This window comes from Bradyrhizobium sp. S69 (assembly GCF_009766005.1).
Classification (GTDB): domain Bacteria; phylum Pseudomonadota; class Alphaproteobacteria; order Rhizobiales; family Xanthobacteraceae; genus Bradyrhizobium.
In genome coordinates this window covers 211,184-228,587 of record NZ_LMUK01000051.1, presented here as the reverse complement: position 1 = coordinate 228,587, position 17,404 = coordinate 211,184, and the positions used below count along the sequence as shown (strand labels likewise).

At 63.1% G+C, this 17,404-nt stretch carries 17 protein-coding genes and 1 tRNA gene; 12 read left to right on the top strand and 6 right to left on the bottom strand.

The window, feature by feature from the left end; translation table 11 throughout:
- Positions 1 to 34 precede the first annotated feature (34 nt).
- Positions 35 to 1,135: a Bug family tripartite tricarboxylate transporter substrate binding protein gene (locus tag GSQ88_RS30005; RefSeq protein WP_159011420.1), complete on the bottom strand. Its 1,101-nt coding sequence runs from the start codon at positions 1,133 to 1,135 to the stop codon at positions 35 to 37.
- A gap of 23 nt (positions 1,136 to 1,158) precedes the next feature.
- A complete protein-coding gene (locus tag GSQ88_RS30000; RefSeq protein WP_159011418.1) occupies positions 1,159 to 2,373 on the bottom strand; it encodes an FAD-dependent monooxygenase in 1,215 nt (404 codons plus the stop codon).
- A gap of 165 nt (positions 2,374 to 2,538) precedes the next feature.
- Between GSQ88_RS30000 and GSQ88_RS29995 the strand changes: the two genes are divergently transcribed.
- Positions 2,539 to 3,408 (top strand): LysR substrate-binding domain-containing protein, encoded by an 870-nt coding sequence (locus GSQ88_RS29995; protein ID WP_159011417.1) that lies wholly within the window; start codon positions 2,539 to 2,541, stop codon positions 3,406 to 3,408.
- A 33-nt stretch (positions 3,409 to 3,441) separates the two neighbouring features.
- Here GSQ88_RS29995 and GSQ88_RS29990 read toward each other — a convergent pair whose 3' ends face one another.
- Positions 3,442 to 4,062, bottom strand: a complete 621-nt coding sequence (locus tag GSQ88_RS29990) for a TetR/AcrR family transcriptional regulator (RefSeq protein WP_159011492.1) — start codon at positions 4,060 to 4,062, stop codon at positions 3,442 to 3,444.
- Between the two features lie 50 nt (positions 4,063 to 4,112).
- Between GSQ88_RS29990 and GSQ88_RS29985 the strand changes: the two genes are divergently transcribed.
- The 5 genes from GSQ88_RS29985 to GSQ88_RS29965 all read left to right on the top strand — a co-directional run bounded on the left by GSQ88_RS29985 (position 4,113) and on the right by GSQ88_RS29965 (position 9,641).
- Positions 4,113 to 4,412: a hypothetical protein gene (locus GSQ88_RS29985; RefSeq protein ID WP_159011415.1), complete on the top strand. Its 300-nt coding sequence runs from the start codon at positions 4,113 to 4,115 to the stop codon at positions 4,410 to 4,412.
- A gap of 24 nt (positions 4,413 to 4,436) precedes the next feature.
- Positions 4,437 to 5,132, top strand: a complete 696-nt coding sequence (locus GSQ88_RS29980; protein ID WP_159011414.1) for a PspA/IM30 family protein — start codon at positions 4,437 to 4,439, stop codon at positions 5,130 to 5,132.
- Between the two features lie 47 nt (positions 5,133 to 5,179).
- Positions 5,180 to 5,461 (top strand): YiaA/YiaB family inner membrane protein, encoded by a 282-nt coding sequence (locus tag GSQ88_RS29975; RefSeq protein ID WP_159011413.1) that lies wholly within the window; start codon positions 5,180 to 5,182, stop codon positions 5,459 to 5,461.
- 110 nt (positions 5,462 to 5,571) lie between these two features.
- On the top strand, positions 5,572 to 8,976 hold the full coding sequence (locus GSQ88_RS29970) for an acyl-[ACP]--phospholipid O-acyltransferase (RefSeq protein ID WP_159011412.1): 3,405 nt from the start codon (positions 5,572 to 5,574) through the stop codon (positions 8,974 to 8,976).
- The gene (locus GSQ88_RS29965) at positions 8,973 to 9,641 is read left to right on the top strand and encodes an alpha/beta fold hydrolase (RefSeq protein ID WP_159011411.1); all 669 of its coding nucleotides are present in this window, start codon (positions 8,973 to 8,975) and stop codon (positions 9,639 to 9,641) included. The genes GSQ88_RS29970 and GSQ88_RS29965 overlap by 4 nt, the downstream gene beginning before the upstream one ends.
- 12 nt (positions 9,642 to 9,653) lie before the next feature.
- On the opposite strand, the gene GSQ88_RS29960 is transcribed toward GSQ88_RS29965, so the two are convergent.
- Both GSQ88_RS29960 and GSQ88_RS29955 read right to left on the bottom strand, forming a co-directional pair.
- Positions 9,654 to 11,147, bottom strand: a complete 1,494-nt coding sequence (locus tag GSQ88_RS29960; protein ID WP_159011409.1) for a helicase HerA domain-containing protein — start codon at positions 11,145 to 11,147, stop codon at positions 9,654 to 9,656.
- Positions 11,148 to 11,302: 155 nt separating this feature from the next.
- A tRNA-Thr gene (locus GSQ88_RS29955) sits at positions 11,303 to 11,377 on the bottom strand.
- A 200-nt stretch (positions 11,378 to 11,577) separates the two neighbouring features.
- Here GSQ88_RS29955 and GSQ88_RS29950 point away from each other — a divergent pair.
- From GSQ88_RS29950 to GSQ88_RS29930, 5 genes are all read left to right on the top strand, one after another.
- Positions 11,578 to 11,901: a hypothetical protein gene (locus GSQ88_RS29950; RefSeq protein WP_246785101.1), complete on the top strand. Its 324-nt coding sequence runs from the start codon at positions 11,578 to 11,580 to the stop codon at positions 11,899 to 11,901.
- A gap of 52 nt (positions 11,902 to 11,953) precedes the next feature.
- Entirely contained in the window at positions 11,954 to 13,675 is a 1,722-nt protein-coding gene (locus GSQ88_RS29945; protein ID WP_159011407.1) for an FAD-dependent oxidoreductase, read from the top strand.
- Positions 13,676 to 13,755: 80 nt separating this feature from the next.
- On the top strand, positions 13,756 to 14,064 hold the full coding sequence (locus GSQ88_RS29940) for a UBP-type zinc finger domain-containing protein (RefSeq protein WP_159011406.1): 309 nt from the start codon (positions 13,756 to 13,758) through the stop codon (positions 14,062 to 14,064).
- Positions 14,065 to 14,164: 100 nt separating this feature from the next.
- Positions 14,165 to 14,668: a hypothetical protein gene (locus GSQ88_RS29935; RefSeq protein WP_159011404.1), complete on the top strand. Its 504-nt coding sequence runs from the start codon at positions 14,165 to 14,167 to the stop codon at positions 14,666 to 14,668.
- 175 nt (positions 14,669 to 14,843) lie between these two features.
- Entirely contained in the window at positions 14,844 to 15,668 is an 825-nt protein-coding gene (locus GSQ88_RS29930; RefSeq protein WP_159011402.1) for an alpha/beta fold hydrolase, read from the top strand.
- Positions 15,669 to 15,721: 53 nt separating this feature from the next.
- On the opposite strand, the gene GSQ88_RS29925 is transcribed toward GSQ88_RS29930, so the two are convergent.
- On the bottom strand, positions 15,722 to 16,297 hold the full coding sequence (locus tag GSQ88_RS29925) for a TetR/AcrR family transcriptional regulator (RefSeq protein ID WP_502706780.1): 576 nt from the start codon (positions 16,295 to 16,297) through the stop codon (positions 15,722 to 15,724).
- Between the two features lie 162 nt (positions 16,298 to 16,459).
- Between GSQ88_RS29925 and GSQ88_RS29920 the strand changes: the two genes are divergently transcribed.
- The gene (locus GSQ88_RS29920; protein WP_159011399.1) at positions 16,460 to 17,398 is read left to right on the top strand and encodes an SDR family oxidoreductase; all 939 of its coding nucleotides are present in this window, start codon (positions 16,460 to 16,462) and stop codon (positions 17,396 to 17,398) included.
- Positions 17,399 to 17,404 lie beyond the last annotated feature (6 nt).

The following is a 17,404-nucleotide window of genomic DNA, read 5'->3' as shown; positions in this document are numbered from 1 at the left end:
GCGTTGAATGTGTCGTGAGGCGCGCGACGTGGTCCTAGTTGGATATCTTCGCTGTTGTGCGCTTCACGATACTTTCCATCCGCGCGGAATCCTTGGCGATAAGCGCTCCGAACGCATCGGCCTTGTCCGCGATCACGGTCAAGCCAAGGCTTTCCAGGCGAGCTGAGACCGTAGGGTCTCGTAACGCTTCCACGATGGACTCGTTGAGCCTCTCGATCACGTCCTTGGGTGTCGCTGATGGAGCGACAAAGCCGTACCAGTTCCCTGCGAGGAGATCAGGTGATCCCGCCTGCGGTGATGTCGGAACATCGGGTAGCTGTTTACTTGGTTCAGCGGCGGTCACGACGATTGGCCTTAGCGCTCCACTTTGTACCTGCTGAACGACATTCGATAGGTTGTCGCACATCATGGACACTTGACCACCGATAACAGCCTGAAGTGCCGGAGCTGCTCCCTGGTAGGGGACGTGAACGCTATCGATGCCTTCGAGCATCTTCAACGTCTCGCCACACAAATGGCTTGTGCTCCCATTGCCGGCTGACGCAAACGTCAGTTTGCCTGGCTCGGCTTTTGCCAGTGCCACCAATTCCTTCAACGAACTTGCCTTGATCGACGGATTGACGACGAGGATATTCGGCGTCGATGCGCCATTGGTGATCGGCGTGAAATCCTTTTCAGGATTGTATGCTGGCTTTTCATAGATCCATTGATTGACGGCGAGCATGCCAAAGGTCGCAAGCAGGATCGTATGACCATCGGCTGGTGCGGAGGCGACGCGAACTGCGCCGATCGATCCGTTCGCGCCGCCGCGATTCTCGATGATCACCGGAACGCCCAGCGACTTGGACATCAACGGACCTACCAATCGTGGAATTGTGTCGGCGGTGCTTCCGGGCGGGTATGGGACCACGATCGTGATCGCCGTTTCAGGGAACCCGGCGGCGGCTGCCGGGCCGGGCACTCCGAGATATACTGGCGACAAGAGTGCCGCGAAAATTAACGTGATCCGCTTCATCGGTAAATCCTTGGTTGGCGTTCTGAACATCCGGAACCATAATTTTGGCTCCTCCAAGTTTACTGGCGTTCCCATTGAGGCGGTTCTTATCCAGCCGAGAGGCTGGTTGATATTGTTCAAGACAGAACTCGTGATCACCTCGATCACGGCTCGGCAACGTGCAGCGAGTCCGCCCGTTCGAGCGAGTCGAGCATTGCGATCCGGCGCAAAAGCGCTCGCGCCTTTTCCGGATCGGCAGCCGCCGCGCGGATGTCGTCGCGGAAACGCGCGCGATCGGCTTCGTCCTTTGCTTCCAGATTCCTCTTGTTGCGAATGGTGTCACCCTGAATGGCCTGCATGGTGACGGTGCGGCGTTGAAGATCATAGTCGGCGAGAATGCGCTCGTCCGCCGCACCATTGATGACGGGGCCCAGCTTCGCCGTCAGGTTCAGTGCATCATGAATGCCGCCATTCATGCCCATGCCGCCGAGCGGATTGTTGATGTGGGCGGCATCACCGGCCAGAAAGCTGCGGCCCTTCCGGAACGTCGTGGCAACGCGCTGGTGCACGCGATAGAGCGTCGTATGGAGGATCGGGGCATCCACCTCCGCGGGAACGATCCGCCGGATCGAGGCCGTCACATGGGCGTCGGACAGTGCCTCATCATCCGACATGTCCGCAGCCACCGGCATCATCACGCGCCACGCGCCGAGGATGCGCAGAAGGAAGTGCCACCGTACGGGATCGGCAACATAACTGACAGGGGATACGCCCGGCCGCAGCGCCGTGAAATCGACCGGTGTCGTCATCACCAGGAACCGCTCCGGCCAGGTGAAGCCCTCGAATTCCATGTCCTGGGTGCGACGAACGACGCTGTTCGCGCCATCGGCGCCGATCAGCCAATCGCATTCGTAGGTCGCGTCGCGGCCGTTGGCGCTGACCATCAGCTTGACGGAGTAGCTGGTCTGCTCGACGGATTTCAGCTCGTTGCCGAATGCGATCGAGAACAGGGGATTGCCGGACAAGCCATCCAGAATGATGCGCGTGAGCTTGAACTGCTCTGCCTGCAGACGGAATGGATGTCGCACAAGATCGGAGATCGCCGCGAAGTCGAATGTTCCGAGCACGCCGTCTTCCGATGAACTGTACTGCACCGTCGGCGCCTTCAGGCCTTGTTCGATCAATGCGCGGGCGAAGCCGAGATTTTCAAGCATGTCCAATGTGGGCGGATGGAACGTCGACGCGCGCGATTCGCTGGCCAGCACAGCGCCTTTCTCGAGCACCAGAACCGGGATGTTTTGCCGCACCAGATCAGCGGCGGCGACCATGCCGACCGGTCCTGCACCAGCGATGATGACGGGAAGCTTCGCGTTGCTCATTTTTCAAACACCTTGGCGACCTCGGTAAAGACCCTTCATGATTACATTCGTCATCTGCAAGGAGATTGCTGCCTTGTGCTTAGGCAAGCAAACAATTTAATCTGCAGACGTCTTGCGTTACCGGAATGAACTATGCGCCCCAGAATACCGAGCCTCAGCGCGCTAATGGCGTTTAGTGCGGCTGCCAAGCACCTCAGCGTCACGCGTGCCGCCAGCGAACTCGCGCTGACCGAAAGTGCAGTGTCGCGGCAGATTGCGCAGCTGGAGACGCAACTCGGCGTTAAACTGTTTTATCGGATCAAGAAGCGGATCACCTTGACGCGTGCAGGTGCGGCCTACAGCACCAGAGTGGCGCAGACAATCGAGCGGATCGAGCGCGATGCGCTTGAGATCATGGGTTACGAGGCAGAGGGGACCGTTCTGGACGTTGCGGCGCTACCCACCGTCGGCGCGCAATGGCTTATTCCGCGCCTGCCGGACTTCTACGCGCGCCATCCCGGCGTTGTCGTCAATGTGAGTGCGCGGAATACGCGTTTCTTCTTCAGCGAGACCGCGCTCGATGGTGCGCTGTACTTTGGTCAACCTGACTGGCCCGGCACGCAAGCGGATCATCTGTTCGATGAAATCCTTCTGCCGGTCGGATCGCCGACCCTCATCGGCAAGCGCGCCAAATTGCAGCCGAGTGAGATTGCCGAATTGCGGCTTCTGCATCTGGTCACGCGACCCGATGCATGGCGCCGCTGGTTCGATGCTGCGGAGCTTGGCGGGACGAATGTGATCCGCGGGCCGCGTTTCGATATTCAATCTACCTTGATAAGCGCGGCGAATGCCGGTCTTGGCGTCGCCCTGCTTCCCGAATTCCTGATTTCCGACCAGTTGAAGTCCGGCAAGCTGAAGGTATTGTCGAACCTCACCTTGAAGAGCGTCGGCTCGTATTATTTTGCCTGTCCCGAGGAGAAGGCCGAGAGTCCTTTGCTGCTGGCATTTCGTGCATGGTTGCTGTCACAAGCGAAATCCAAAGAGCGATCGAAGTAGACCCTATTGATCTCAGTATGAAGTTTGCAGCCATCAGCGACGCGGCAGGATGTTCATGCCGATCAGCTGTGTTTCCACAAACTGCGCGACCTGAAAACGCAGGCTGTCGGGCGGCACGGCCACCATCCGCGCCTCCAGGCCCAGTGAGATGATGCCGTGAGCGGCCGAGAACATCATGCGGGCCAAGAGCGCGACCTCGACCGGATCCCGGTCCGGCAACAGCCGGACCATCGGGGCGTGCATCAGTGCGAAGGTTCGCATCACCATCTGCAGCAGGTCGTCCGGAAACGGCCGGTCGTTCTCCATGCGGTGTTCGAACAGCGACCACAGCAGATGGGCATGCTCGGTGAAGAAGCCCAGATAGGCGTCGGCCAGACCGAACAAGTGCTGGACGGGATCCTGGTCCGGCACCGCCGCGAGCACGGCATCGAGCCGTCCAACCGTCTCCCGGTTGACCGTCAGGATCAGCCCGTCGAAGTCGTCGAATTCATTATAGACGCTGCCGATAGAGCAATCGGCGGCGCTCGCGACATCGCGAATCTTGAGTGATCTCAATCCATTAGACGCGATTTGCCGACGCGCGACCTCGATCAGGAGCTCGCGCCTTTCATTTTTTTTGCGATCGCGCAAAGATTCTTCTTGAACAATGTTCATTTTCGTTCTATCCATTTGAACATTGTTCAAATAACCCGGAGGACGAGACGATGCAAACGATTATTTCCGAGATCGCCTTTACGTTCGTCGACGAAGCGGTCGCGCTGGCCCGCGGCTTCGTGTCGGTCGCCCGCGACATCGCGGCCGAAATGCTCGAATCGGCCCGCGCCCGCCTCCTTGCGCCCGTGGACCGGCTGGCGCGGATTTGCGACGTCGGCGGCGTGCTCGCCGCCCGCGAAGCCGCGACCCTGCGTCGCCGCCATCGGAGCGCCAACTGGCAACCCAGGCCGGCGCCGCGCCGGTGCCGCGATCGCTTCAACATCTTCCGTGGCTTGCAAGACCTGACGTAACGGCCAAACGCGGGAGCCCGTGCCATGCGCGAAACCCTGAGCTTGATCACGAACTTCATTTCCGGATGGCTGCGGTCGAGCGCCGCGCCGGCCGCGAATCTCGACCGATCGATCGCCGCCGCCGCATCCGCTCACATCGCCGCCCGTCGCGCGCTCGCGGTGGCCGTGGCGGAAGAAACCCGGGAGATCGCGCGTCGCGAGTCCCTGACGTTGAAAGTCAACGATATCGAGCAGCGTGCGGTTCAAGCAATCCGCGCCGGCCGCGATGATCTGGCGCTCGCGGCTACGCAAACCATCGCGGCCATCCGCACCGAGCTCGAAGCTTCCGAGCGCGCCTCGCAGCGCTTTGCCGCCGAGGTCGCGCTCGCCCGCCGTGAAGTCGACAGCCAACGCCGCCGATTGGCCGATCTCGACCGTGGCCGCCGGCTGGCGCGGGTCGGCAGCGCGTTGAATGGCGCGGCATCCCTGTCGCATCCCGGGCATGACGGTCTCGCGGCAGCGGAAACCACCCTGGAACAGATCAACGCCGACAATGCCGACGCCAGGGCGATTCGCGAAGAGATGGCCCCGCAGGCCGATCGCCTGATCGAGCGGCTGTCGGACCAGGGCTTTGGCCGTCCGGTCACGGTCAGCCCCGCCGATGTGATGGTGCGCCTGCGCATGATCGCCGCCGCACCGGTGCTGATCGAAAGCGGGCTCGAAATCAACCCGCAGCCTTGAACATTTCACCAAGCCTCCGACACCAATCAGATCGATAAGGAACCGTCATGTCTTTTCAGCAAGTGTCTCCCGTTGTACGTCCCACCGGCGCGTGGGTGAATTTCAGCTATGCGTCGTTCGCAGCGTCGGTCCTGATGCTCGCCGGCGGTATCGCCGCGCTGCCGCTGGATTGGTGGGTTCGTGCTTATTTCGCAATGGGCATGGTACTGGTGGTGCAGTCCTGCTTCACGCTGTCGAAGAATATTCGCGACCTCCATGAATCCAGCCGGATGATCAACCGCATCGAGGAAGCGCGAACCGAGAAACTGTTGAGTAACGAACGGTCGTAAAATCTGCCCATTAACCGCGCATTGTGCATCCCCGATATTCCTCCTTGCGATGCAGTTGCCTGCTTGAGCAAACTGAGGTTGTTGAGCTTGTCCGTCAAAAGGAACCAGGCATGATCAAGGAATTGATGTCGTCGCGCCGTTTCGCGCCGTTGTTTTGGGCGCAGTTCTGTTCGGCGCTGAACGACAACGTTCTCAAGAACGCCCTCGTCATCATGATCCTCTATGGCGTTGCGTCCGGCCACGGCGGCTCGCTGGTGACGGTCGCGGCCGCGGTGTTCATCTTTCCCTTCTTCGTGCTCTCGGCGCTCGGCGGTGAACTCGCGGACAAATATGTCAAATCGGTCGTCGCCCGTCGGCTGAAATTCTTCGAGATCTTCGCCGCCTGCTTCGCGGCCGGGGGCTTTTTCCTGCATTCCGTGCCGCTGTTGTTTGTAGCCCTCGGCCTGTTCGGCGTCGTCGCGGCGCTGTTCGGACCGGTCAAATACGGCATCCTGCCCGATCAATTGTCGACCGCCGAACTTGCGATGGGCAACGCTCTGGTCGAGGGCGCGACTTTCATGGCGATCCTGATCGGCACCATCGCCGGCGGACTGTTCGTCTCGGGATCGACGCATATGGGCTGGATCTCGCTCGCGGTGGTCGGTCTTGCGGTGGTGTGCTGGGCGTTTGCCGCGCGGATCCCGGCGACGGTTCCGTCGGCGCCCGATCTTGCGATCACCCGCAATCCCTGGACGTCGACCGTGCGGCTGTTGAAGACCTTGTATGCCGAACCGCGGCTGTGGGACGGCATGGTGATCGTGTCGTGGTTCTGGCTGGTCGGCGCGGTGGTGCTGTCGCTGTTGCCCGCCGTGATCAAGGACGGCATCGGCGGCACCGAAGGCGTCGTCACGCTTTGTCTCGCGACCTTCGCGATAGGCATCGCTGCGGGTTCGGTGTTCGCCGCCCATCTCAGCCACGCTCGTCCCAATCTCGCGCTGGTGCCGATCGGCGGCATCGTCATGGGCTTGGTCGGACTGGATCTGGCGTGGGCGATCGGACACGCGGCGCATGGCAGCGAGGTCGATCCGTCGTCGTTCGCACGCTCGGCCGACGGCTTTCGCATGCTGGCCGGCTTTTTCGTCTTCGCCTTTGGTGGCGGTTTGTTCGTGGTGCCGTCCTTTGCGGCCGTGCAGGCCTGGAGCGCGCCGTCCGAACGCGCCCGCGTCATCGCCGCCGGCAACGTGTTGCAGGCCGGATTCATGGTTGTCGGCTCATTGGTCGTGGCACTGGTGCAGGGCATGGGTCTCGCGGTGGCCTGGATCTTCTTCAGCCTCGCGATCGCAACCTTCGCCATGGTCTGGTTCGTGCTGGCGACCTGGGGCAAGGAAGGCGTCCGCGATTTTGGGACCCTGCTGTTCCGCGCGCTGTTTCGCGTCGAGGTGCGCGGCCTGGAAAACCTGCCGGCCGCCGGTACCCGCATGCTGATCGCGCCCAACCATGTCAGCCTGATCGACGGCCCGCTGCTGCATGCCGTGCTGCCGGTCGACGCCAGCTTCGCGGTCGACACCGGCATTGCGAAGGCCTGGTGGGCCAAGCCGTTCCTCAAGATGATCCGTCACTACACCATGGACCCCTCCAAGCCGCTGGCGGCGCGCGACCTGATCAAGCTGGTCGCGACCGGCGAGCCGGTGGTGATTTTCCCCGAGGGCCGCATCACGGTGACCGGATCGATCATGAAGGTGTATGACGGCACCGCGATGATCGCCGACAAGGCGGACGCGGTGGTGGTGCCGGTCCGCATCGAGGGCGCGCAACGTTCGCATCTCAGCTATCTCAAGCACGGCGAGATCAAGCGCGTCTGGTTTCCGAAGGTGACGATCTCGATCCTGCCGCCGGTGAAGCTCGCGGTCGACGACGCCCTGCGCGGCAAGGCGCGGCGCAACGCCGCCGGTGCCGCGCTGCAGGACGTCATGATCGACGCCATGGTGAAGACCGCGATGCTCGACCAGACCTTGTTCGAGGGGCTTGCCCATGCCTATCGCGACCGCGACACCGGCAAGCCGATCATCGAGGACGCGCTCGGTACCAAACTGACGTATCGCAAGCTGATCCTGGGCGCGCAGGTGCTGAGCCGGCGCCTCAGCCAGGGTACTGAAATTGGCGAGAATGTCGCGGTGCTGCTGCCGAATTCGGCCGGCGTCGCCGTGGTGTTCATGGCGTTGCAGAGCATCGGGCGCGTGCCCGCGATGCTGAATTTTTCGGCCGGCCCTGTCAGCGTGCTCAGCGCGATTAAGACCGCGCAGGTTCGCACCGTGCTGACCTCGCGCGCCTTCATCGAAAAGGGCAAGCTCGACAAACTGATCTCCGCGATCGGCCCCGCGGCTGATATCGTCTATCTCGAAGACGTGCGCGACACGATCGGTCTCCGTGACAAGATCACGGGCCTTTTGGCAGGCACCCAGCCGCGCGTCGTCCGCAAGGCGGACGATCCGGCCGTCATCCTGTTCACGTCGGGATCGGAGGGCACGCCCAAGGGCGTCGTGCTGTCCCACCGCAACATTCTCGCCAACGCCGCGCAGTCGCTGGCGCGGGTCGATGCCAATGCCAATGACCGGGTGTTCAACGTGCTGCCGGTGTTTCATTCGTTCGGCCTGACCGGCGGAACCATCATGCCGCTGCTCGCGGGCATTCCGATCTTCATGTATCCGTCGCCGCTGCATTACCGGATCGTGCCCGAACTGATCTACCAGACCGGCGCCACCATCCTGTTCGGCACTGACACTTTCCTGACCGGCTATGCGCGCTCGGCGCACGCCTACGACTTCCGCACGCTGCGGCTGGTGGTGGCCGGGGCGGAGGCGGTCAAGGAACGAACCCGGCAGGTCTACATGGAGCGCTATGGCATCCGGGTGCTGGAAGGTTATGGCGTCACCGAGACCGCGCCGGTGCTGGCGATGAATACGCCGATGGCCAATCGCCAGGGCACCGTCGGCCGGCTCTCGCCACTGATGGATTACAAACTCGATCCCGTTCCCGGCATCGACGAGGGTGGCCGTCTGTCGGTGCGCGGCCCCAACGTGATGCTCGGCTATCTGCGCGCGGAGAATCCTGGCGTGCTCGAGCCGCCGCCGGAGGGCTGGTACGACACCGGCGACATCGTGACGGTCGATACTGCGGGCTTCATCACGATCAAGGGCCGCGCCAAGCGCTTTGCCAAGATCGCAGGCGAGATGGTTTCGCTCTCCGCCGTCGAATCCATTGCCGCGGCACTTTGGCCACAGGCCATTTCAGTGGCGGTGTCGCTGCCGGACCCGCGCAAGGGCGAGCGCGTCGTGCTTCTGACCACGCAGAAGGGCGCCGACCGCGCCGCCATGCAACGCGAGGCGAAAGCCAAGGGCGCGTCCGACCTCTCCGTTCCCGGCACTGTCCTGGTGGTGGAAAAGGTGCCGCTGCTGGGCTCCGGCAAGACCGACTACGTCGCTGCGACCACGATGGCCAGGGAGATCGCCAGCGTGCCGGAACAGGACGTGGCGTGATCGGCGGAGGATGCTCTGACGGTGTGGTGCTGCTGCACGGCATCGCACGGACCTCGCGATCCCTGAACAAAATCGAAACCGCGTTGCATCGATCGCGGTTTACCACGCTCAATCTCAATTACGCGAGCCGCAGCAAGCCGCTCGAGGTGCTCGCGGCGGATATCGCGCCCGACATCGCACGCTTCACGGCGCGAACCGACGGGTCGATTCATTTCGTCGGCCATTCCATGGGCGGATTGTTGATCAGGGTCTATCTGGCAAGATACCGGCCGCCGCGGCTGGGGCGCGTCGTGATGCTGGGCACGCCGAACGGCGGCAGCGAAGTCGCTGATATTCTACAGCGGTTTGCGATCTACCGGGCGTTTTACGGCCCGGCCGGCTTGCAACTGTCGACGCAACAGGATCCGGCGCTGCGCGCGCTTCCGCCGATCGACTACGACCTCGGCATCGTGGCGGGCGTTGGCACGATCGATCCGATTTCGTCATTCCTGATCCTGCCGCGGCCGAACGACGGCAAGGTTTCGGTTGAGCGCACCAGGCTCGACGGCATGACCGACCACACCATCGTGAGAGCGTCGCATCCCGGGCTGCTCCGGCACCCCGCCGCGATCGAGCAGACCATCGCGTTTCTGCGCGACGGGCGGTTCGCGCCCGCGAGCGCTTGAGTTCGCTTCAGTCTACCCGGCAGGTACTTCCTCGGCATTGGGATCGCCAGGCGCGGTCGCCCAGGCCAGTTCGACCAGCGTCACGATCCGCCGGCCGGTGCCGTCGAGCTGGCAGACGATCAAGCCTTGCTCTTCGATGTAGGTCAGCAGGCGGCGCGCACGGCGCAACGAGTGCGAGCCATAGGCGCGGGCGATCGCGGCATCGCTCGGGCAGGGCCACCCTTCCTTCGCGGCGCGGGCGACCATCATGAAGACGCCCTGCATGTCCTCGGGCAGGATCGAGGCGCGAACCGAGACGTCCTGCCACGAATCGTCCTTCGCCATATCGGAGTCGAGGCCGGCACGGGCATGCGTTAGCATGCGGCGGAAGTCGCTGAGGTCGGGGACGGCTGCACCGAGCCCTTCGATCCGGCAGCGGACCACGAACTCCTGATAGAGCACGCCGATGACACGGAACCCCGCATCGGGTTCGGCCATGACGGCGCGCAGAATGCGCTCCACGCGCTCACCCCGCTCGGCCAGTTCCTCGGCGCTCAGTGGCTGCTCTATTGTTTCGGGACCAACCTCCAGCGCCGCGGACTTTGCCATCATCAACTGGCCGAGCAGGTCGGGTGACGACGGCGGTCGGCGCTGCGATCGGATATTTTCCGGCGGCGGTGCTGCGAGAATGGTGGCGCGCACGTCCTCCAGTGTCGCACTCGGCATCGGCATCAGCCGGGGGGACGCGTTGCGCGGATGCGTATCCGTCGGACCGATGCGCAGCTCCAGCGGGCGGCGCGAGAGCGCCGGGCCCAGCGCCATGAATTGCCCCCGTTCCAGATCGCGGAAGGCTTCCGCCTGCCGCCGTTCCATGCCGAGAAGGTCGGCGGCGCGCGCCATGTCGATATCCAGGAAGGTACGCCCCATCAGGAAATTGGAAGCCTCGGCGGCGACGTTCTTGGCGAGTTTTGCCAATCGCTGGGTTGCGATCACCCCCGCAAGCCCGCGTTTGCGGCCTCGGCACATCAGGTTGGTCATGGCGGCGAGCGAAAGTTTGCGCGCCTCGTCCGAAACCTCCCCGGCGACGGCCGGTGCGAACAGTTGCGCTTCGTCGACCACCACCAGCATCGGGTACCAGTGGTCGCGGCCCACCTCGAACAGCCCGCCGAGAAAGGCAGCGGCGCGCCGCATCTGGTTCTCGGCGTCGAGTTCCTCGAGATTGAGCACCGTGGAGACGCGATGGATGCGCGCGCGTTCGCCGGCGACTTGCAGGCCACGCTCGGTATGGTCCTGCGCATCGATCACGAGGTGGCCGAAACGGTCCGCCAGCGCTACGAAGTCGCCTTCGGGATCGATGATGGTCTGCTGCACCCAGGGGGCACTTTGTTCCAGCAGCCGTCGCAGCAGATGCGATTTGCCGGAGCCGGAATTGCCCTGCACCAGCAGGCGCGTAGCCAGCAATTCCTCGAGGTCCACAGCGGCCAGGGCGCCCGCTTTGGTGTGTCCCATCTCGATCGCAACGGTCATATCTCGACTCAAACTTCCCTGCGGTCAGGGCTTATCAACCTGACCGTAGCCCGTCGAGCGCCGATGGTCGACCGCCCCCATGTTCCGCGTGACGGGTCGGGCGACTGATTTTGCAGGGGGTTTTGCGGCGAAAACGGATCTTGCGGCGAAAGCGATGGTGCTGCCAGACAGGATTGAACTGTCGACCTCTCCATTACCAATGGAGTGCTCTACCACTGAGCTACGGCAGCATGCCCCGGATCAAGGGAATCGGCCCAAAGGGCCTCTCAAGGCGGGCCGATCCTTGCCACAAGGGCTCCGGCTTCGCAAGCGCGGCACGCCGCTTTGGGGCGCTAAAAACCGCCAAATCGGCGCGGAACCGCCCGCTTTCGCCGCCATTTGCCGATATTGCTGCGAAAATTCAGCGTAGCATCGCGGCAGCGGACGATAAATGTCCGACGGCGGCGGAATTGGCACTGCCCGTTGGAGCAGTGGCGCAAGTCGATTTATTGCGGCATGCATCTCGGCCATCGGTTGCGGGACGAATTCGGACAGGTTGGCGATGACGGATGACAGCGATCGAGCGGAGGGCCACACCGGGGCGGCGGCGGGAAATCCGAAGCAGGATTCACGACAGCACCGGTTGAAGCAGGCGCTGCGCGAAAATCTCAAGCGGCGAAAGACCCAGGCGAGGGGACGCGGCGATCCGGCTTCAAGACCTTCCAATGCCGATGACGTCTTGCCATATGACGACGGAAACAAGCCGGGCAAATAGCCGGGGCGCTTCCGCGCCATAATGAAGTTTGTTTCGAGCGAAGTGAGAGGCGATGGGCGTAGACCTTCCGGAAAAAGACCAAGAAATTGAACAAGGCAGCGCGCGGGTGCGGGGTCCGCTGGCGTCCTCATTCCCGCGCCATGAGCAGACATTCCCCGCGCTGACGCCGCAAGAGATCGAGCGGATGCGCCGGTTCGGCACGATCGCCCGCTACAAGGATGGCGACAAGCTGTTCGAGACCGGCAAGCCCGGACGTGGCATGTTCGTTCTCTTGTCCGGCCATGTCGCGATCACCCAGCGCGACGGCCTTGGCCATGTCACGCCGGTGATCGATCAGGGCCCGGGGCAATTTCTGGCCGAGATCGGCCAGCTCTCCGGCCGCGTGGCGCTGGTCGACGGCCACGCCGAGGGCGACGTCGAGACGCTGCTGATCCCGCCGGAGCGGCTGCGCGCGCTACTGGTCGCCGAAGCCGATCTCGGTGAGCGCATCATGCGGGCGCTGATCCTGCGCCGCGTCAATCTGATCCAGGGCGGCGTCGGCGGTCCGGTGCTGATCGGGCCGTCGAATTCCACCGGCGTCGCCAAATTGCAGAGCTTTCTCAGCCGCAACGGCTTTCCGTGTCACCTGCTCGATCCCGCCACCGACCATGACGCCGCCGAACTGATCGAGCGCTATTCGCCATCGCCGTCGGACTGGCCGTTGGCGGTCACCGCCAGCGGCATCGTGCTTCGCAACCCCGGCGAGACCGAACTGGCGCGGGCGCTCGGCATGATCGGCGGCCCGGCCGGAAACAGGATTTACGACGTCGCGATTGTCGGCTGCGGTCCGGCGGGGCTCGCCACCGCGGTGTACGCGGCTTCCGAAGGTCTTACGGTCGCGGTGCTGGATACCCGCGCCTACGGTGGACAGGCCGGCGCCAGCGCCCGTATCGAGAACTATCTCGGCTTCCCGACCGGCATTTCGGGCCAGGCGCTGGCCGGCCGCGCCTTCAACCAGGCGCAGAAGTTCGGCGCCGAGATCATGATTCCGATGAGCGCGAGGTCGCTGGATTGCACGCGGCCCGACGGCGCGTTCGCGCTGACGCTCGATGGCGACGATCAGCTGCGGGCACGCGCCATCGTGGTCGCGAGCGGCGCGCGCTACCGGCGTCCCGAGATCGAGAACCTCGACAAGTTCGAGGGCCGTGGCGTCTGGTACTGGGCCTCCCCGGTCGAGGCGCGGCTGTGCGTGGAGCAGGACATCGTCTTGGTCGGCGGCGGTAATTCGGCTGGCCAGGCCGCGGTGTTCCTGTCGGGGCACGCCCGCAAGGTCCGTATGATCATTCGCGGCGGCGGCCTCGGCGCCAGCATGTCGCGTTATCTGATCGAACGCATCGAGGCGACGCCGAATATCGATTTGATGTTCAATACCGAGGTGGTCGGCCTGGAAGGCGAGCAAGGCCTCGAACGCCTGCGCTGGCGCAGCCGGCTGTCCGGCGAGGACAGCTCGGCCGAAATCCGCAATCTGTTCCTGTTCGTCGGCGCCGATCCGGCCACCGGTTGGCTCGATGGCTGCGGCGTGACGGTCGACCGTGGCGGCTTTGTCGTGACCGGCGCGCAGTCGGATCTGGGACGTCCGGTGCCGACGTTGGAAACCTCGGTGCCCGGCGTATTCGCCGTCGGCGATGTGCGGTCGGGATCGGTCAAGCGGGTCGGCGGTGCGATCGGCGAAGGCGCCCAGGTGGTGGCGTCGCTGCATGGTTTTCTCGGCGACGCCGCCAAGCCGGCGCTGTAGTTTATTGTTTTGACGCGTTTTCTTCACGCGAACCGGTGCCCACTTCGCTTGAAAACGCTAGGCTAAAGGGGAAGCGACAGATGGCAAAACGATGCAGTCATCTCGATGGCATTCGCGACGTCACGCCGAGCACGCTCGGTTGCGAGGAATGCCTGAAGATCGGCAGCGAGTGGCTGCATTTGCGGATCTGCCGCAGCTGCGGCCACGTCGGCTGCTGCGATGATTCGCCCAACACGCACGCCACCAAACATTTTCACGCCACCGGCCATCCGATCATCGAAGGCTACGATCCGCCGGAAGGTTGGGGCTGGTGCTATATCGATCAGGTTGTATTCGATCTGTCGGATCGCAAGACGCCGCACAACGGACCGATCCCGCGCTACTACTGAAGACCAAGCAACGGGATGCTTGCGTCAATTATGCTGGCTTGTGGCTTTTTCCGGCCGAGCGTCGTAGCATCCGGCTCTCTTGAAAAATGGGGGGCGTGTCATGGTCCTGGGAATGAGCTTGGCTACCTTTACGCTGGTTCACGTCGTCATCAGCCTGATCGGAATTGTCTCGGGCATTCTCGTGTTGTTCGGATTGCTCGGCTCGAACCGGATGTCGGGCATGACCGCGATCTTTCTGCTGACCACGATCCTGACCAACGCGACCGGTTTCCTGTTTCCGTTCGAGGGCTTCAAACCGTCTTACGTCATCGCAGGCCTGTCGCTGGTGCTGCTGGCGATCGCGTGTATCGCGCTCTACGCCATGAAGCTACGCGGCGCGTGGCGCTGGATCTATGTGCTGACCGCGATGCTCTCGCTTTACTTCAACATATTCGTGCTGGTGATCCAGAGCTTCCTCAAGGTCCCGTTCCTGCACGCGCTGGCGCCAAGCGTGCCGCCGTCGGAGCCGCCGTTCGCGGCGGTGCAGGGGCTCGTGCTGCTGTTCTTCGTGCTCGTGATCATCGGTGGCATCAGACGTTTCCGGCCGCCCGCGACGTTCGCTTGAGAAGCGTTTCCTCGTCATTGCGAGGAGCCAACGGGTCGCGCGAATGCGCGCCCGATGACAGGCTCCGCAACGAAGCAATCCAGTCTTTTTTGCGACTCTGGATTGCTTCGCTACGCTCGCAATGACGAAATAAATATCATCGACTTCCGGTCCTTGTTTCGCAGGAGACTTTCCCATGCCCACCATCACGACCAAGGACGGCACCGAGATCTATTACAAGGATTGGGGCACCGGGCAGCCCATCGTGTTCTCGCACGGCTGGCCGCTGTCGTCGGATGATTGGGATGCGCAGATGCTGTTCTTCCTCAACCATGGCTACCGCGTGATCGCCCATGATCGCCGCGGCCACGGCCGGTCGACCCAGACCGGCGACGGCCACGACATGGACCATTACGCCGACGATCTCGCGGCCGTGACGGCGCATCTCGATGTCAAGAACGCCATTCACATCGGCCATTCCACCGGCGGCGGCGAGGTGGTGCATTATCTGGCCCGGCATGGCGAGAGCCGGGTGGCCAAGGCGGCGATCCTCTGCGCGGTGCCGCCGCTGATGGTGAAGACCGCGGCCAATCCAAATGGCCTGCCCAAGGACGTCTTCGACGGATTTCAGACCGCGCTCGCAGCCAATCGCTCGCAATTCTATCGCGACGTCGCCTCGGGTCCGTTCTACGGCTACAACCGGCCGGGCGCCAAGGCTTCGGAGCCGATCATCCAGAATTGGTGGCGCCAGGGCATGATGGGCGGCGCCAAGGCGCATTACGACGGCATCGTTGCATTCTCGCAGACCGATTTCACCGAAGATCTCAAGAAGATCACCGTGCCGGTGCTGGTGATGCATAGCGAAGACGACCAGATCGTCCCCTATGTTGCCGCCGGCCCCTTGTCGGCCAAGCTTTTGAAGAACGGGACGCTGAAAACCTACAAGGGTTTTCCGCACGGCATGCCGACCACCGAAGCCGCCACGATCAACGCCGACCTGCTGGCCTTCATCAAGGGGTAGCTACGACCCGTTCTGATTTCGATCAGAACGCAACAGACTCCCGATACCGGCGATCAATCGAAGATCGCCCGTATCGCGGCGAATGTTCGCCTCACCAGGGCTTCCGGTCTTTCGCGGGCGCCTTCGTCGGCCCAGAGTTCGCCGCCGATCCGCATCGCACCCGCCGCGATCATCGCCACCAGCCGGGCCTGCAGCTTTTCGGCTTTATGGCCGGCGTGCTTGGCGAGCGCATCCGCCATCGCGCGTTCAAGCCTCTCGTATTTGACCTGATCGTGGGCCTGCAACGCCGGATTGTCGCGCTTCAAGCACGCCATCGCGATCGCTTCGCCGGGTTCGAGCTGTCGAGCCATCGCGGAGATCGCGTTCTCCGCGGCTGCGAGCATGGATTCATCGCTCGGTCGCGCGGCGACCGCGGCGATCAGGGCCGCCGTGATTTCCTCGTGCCACGCAAAAACCACGTCTTCCTTCGACGCAAAATAATGGAAGAAGCTGCGGCGCGAAATGTCCGCGGCGGCCGCGATATCGTCGACCGTGGTGGCCTCAAAGCCGCGCTCGAGAAACAGCGCCATCGCCGCCCGGCCAAGCCGCTCGCGGGTTTGCTGCCGCTTGCGTTGGCGCAGACCAAGCAGCCCCGCGACGGCGCTGGATTTTGCCTTTGATAACCGGGGCTTAGCTGGTTTGCGCGGGCTCACCGTTCCATCCTAAATTTTCACCTCTTGCAAATCTGCACTAAGTGCACATTTGGAGCGGCGCGGTGCCATCCGCAACGAATCGAGCCCGGAGATATAACCATGACCGATTGGACCATCGCAGACATTCCGTCCCAGGACGGCAAGACGGCCATCATTACCGGCGCTACCGGCGGCCTCGGTTACGAGACCGCACTGGCGCTCGCTGGTGCCGGGGCGACGGTGGTGGTCACCGGCCGCAATGACGTCAAGGGCCGCCAGGCCATCGAGCGAATTCGCGGTCAATCTGCCGATGCCAAAATCAGCTATGAGACGCTCGATCTCGCCAGTCTGGCTTCGGTCGCCGATTTCGCCACGCGCTTCGCCGCCAGCCATGGCTCGCTCGATCTGTTGATCAACAATGCCGGTGTGATGGCGCTGCCGAAGCGGCAGACCACCGCCGACGGCTTCGAGATGCAGTTCGGCATCAATTACCTTGGCCATTACGCGCTCACCGCACGTCTGCTGCCGCTGCTTCGCCGCGGCCATCAGCCTCGCGTGGTCAACCTGTCCAGCCTTGCGCATCGTTCAGGCGTGATCGATTTTGAAGATCTGCAAGGTGCAAAATCCTATAACCCCTTCAAGGCTTACTGCCAGTCGAAGCTGGCGATGCTGATATTTGCCCTCGAGCTTCAGCGCCGCAGTGACGCCGCCGGTTGGGGATTGATGAGCAACGCCGCGCACCCCGGGTTTGCACGAACCGCCCTGATAGCCAACGGTCCCGGCAATAGCGGCCTGTTGGGGTACCTCGGCAAGTTGCTTCAGCCTATTGCCAGTCATTCCGCCGCGGCAGGTGCGCTGCCGACGCTGTTTGCGGCGACGTCGCCGGCGGCGAAGGCGGCCGGCTATTACGGCCCTAACGGATTCTACGAGATGAAGGGGCCCCCGGTGCCGGCCAAGATCATGCCGCGGGCGAAAGACGCCGCAGTGAACGCCCGGCTCTGGGATGTCTCTGCGGCGCTGACCGGCGTATCGTTCGGTCAGGTCGCTGTGGCCGCCTGAGCAACG

Coding starts and splice junctions, on each gene's coding strand:
- GSQ88_RS29990 (WP_159011492.1), bottom strand. CDS start 4,062: ATGAACATTGTTCAAGAAGAATCTTTGCGCGATCGCAAAAAAAATGAA.
- GSQ88_RS29985 (WP_159011415.1), top strand. CDS start 4,113: ATGCAAACGATTATTTCCGAGATCGCCTTTACGTTCGTCGACGAAGCG.
- GSQ88_RS30000 (WP_159011418.1), bottom strand. CDS start 2,373: ATGAGCAACGCGAAGCTTCCCGTCATCATCGCTGGTGCAGGACCGGTC.
- GSQ88_RS29980 (WP_159011414.1), top strand. CDS start 4,437: ATGCGCGAAACCCTGAGCTTGATCACGAACTTCATTTCCGGATGGCTG.
- GSQ88_RS29945 (WP_159011407.1), top strand. CDS start 11,954: ATGGGCGTAGACCTTCCGGAAAAAGACCAAGAAATTGAACAAGGCAGC.
- GSQ88_RS29935 (WP_159011404.1), top strand. CDS start 14,165: ATGGTCCTGGGAATGAGCTTGGCTACCTTTACGCTGGTTCACGTCGTC.
- GSQ88_RS29995 (WP_159011417.1), top strand. CDS start 2,539: ATGGCGTTTAGTGCGGCTGCCAAGCACCTCAGCGTCACGCGTGCCGCC.
- GSQ88_RS29960 (WP_159011409.1), bottom strand. CDS start 11,147: ATGACCGTTGCGATCGAGATGGGACACACCAAAGCGGGCGCCCTGGCC.
- GSQ88_RS29920 (WP_159011399.1), top strand. CDS start 16,460: ATGACCGATTGGACCATCGCAGACATTCCGTCCCAGGACGGCAAGACG.
- GSQ88_RS29950 (WP_246785101.1), top strand. CDS start 11,578: ATGTCCGACGGCGGCGGAATTGGCACTGCCCGTTGGAGCAGTGGCGCA.
- GSQ88_RS29970 (WP_159011412.1), top strand. CDS start 5,572: ATGATCAAGGAATTGATGTCGTCGCGCCGTTTCGCGCCGTTGTTTTGG.
- GSQ88_RS29975 (WP_159011413.1), top strand. CDS start 5,180: ATGTCTTTTCAGCAAGTGTCTCCCGTTGTACGTCCCACCGGCGCGTGG.
- GSQ88_RS29940 (WP_159011406.1), top strand. CDS start 13,756: ATGGCAAAACGATGCAGTCATCTCGATGGCATTCGCGACGTCACGCCG.
- GSQ88_RS29930 (WP_159011402.1), top strand. CDS start 14,844: ATGCCCACCATCACGACCAAGGACGGCACCGAGATCTATTACAAGGAT.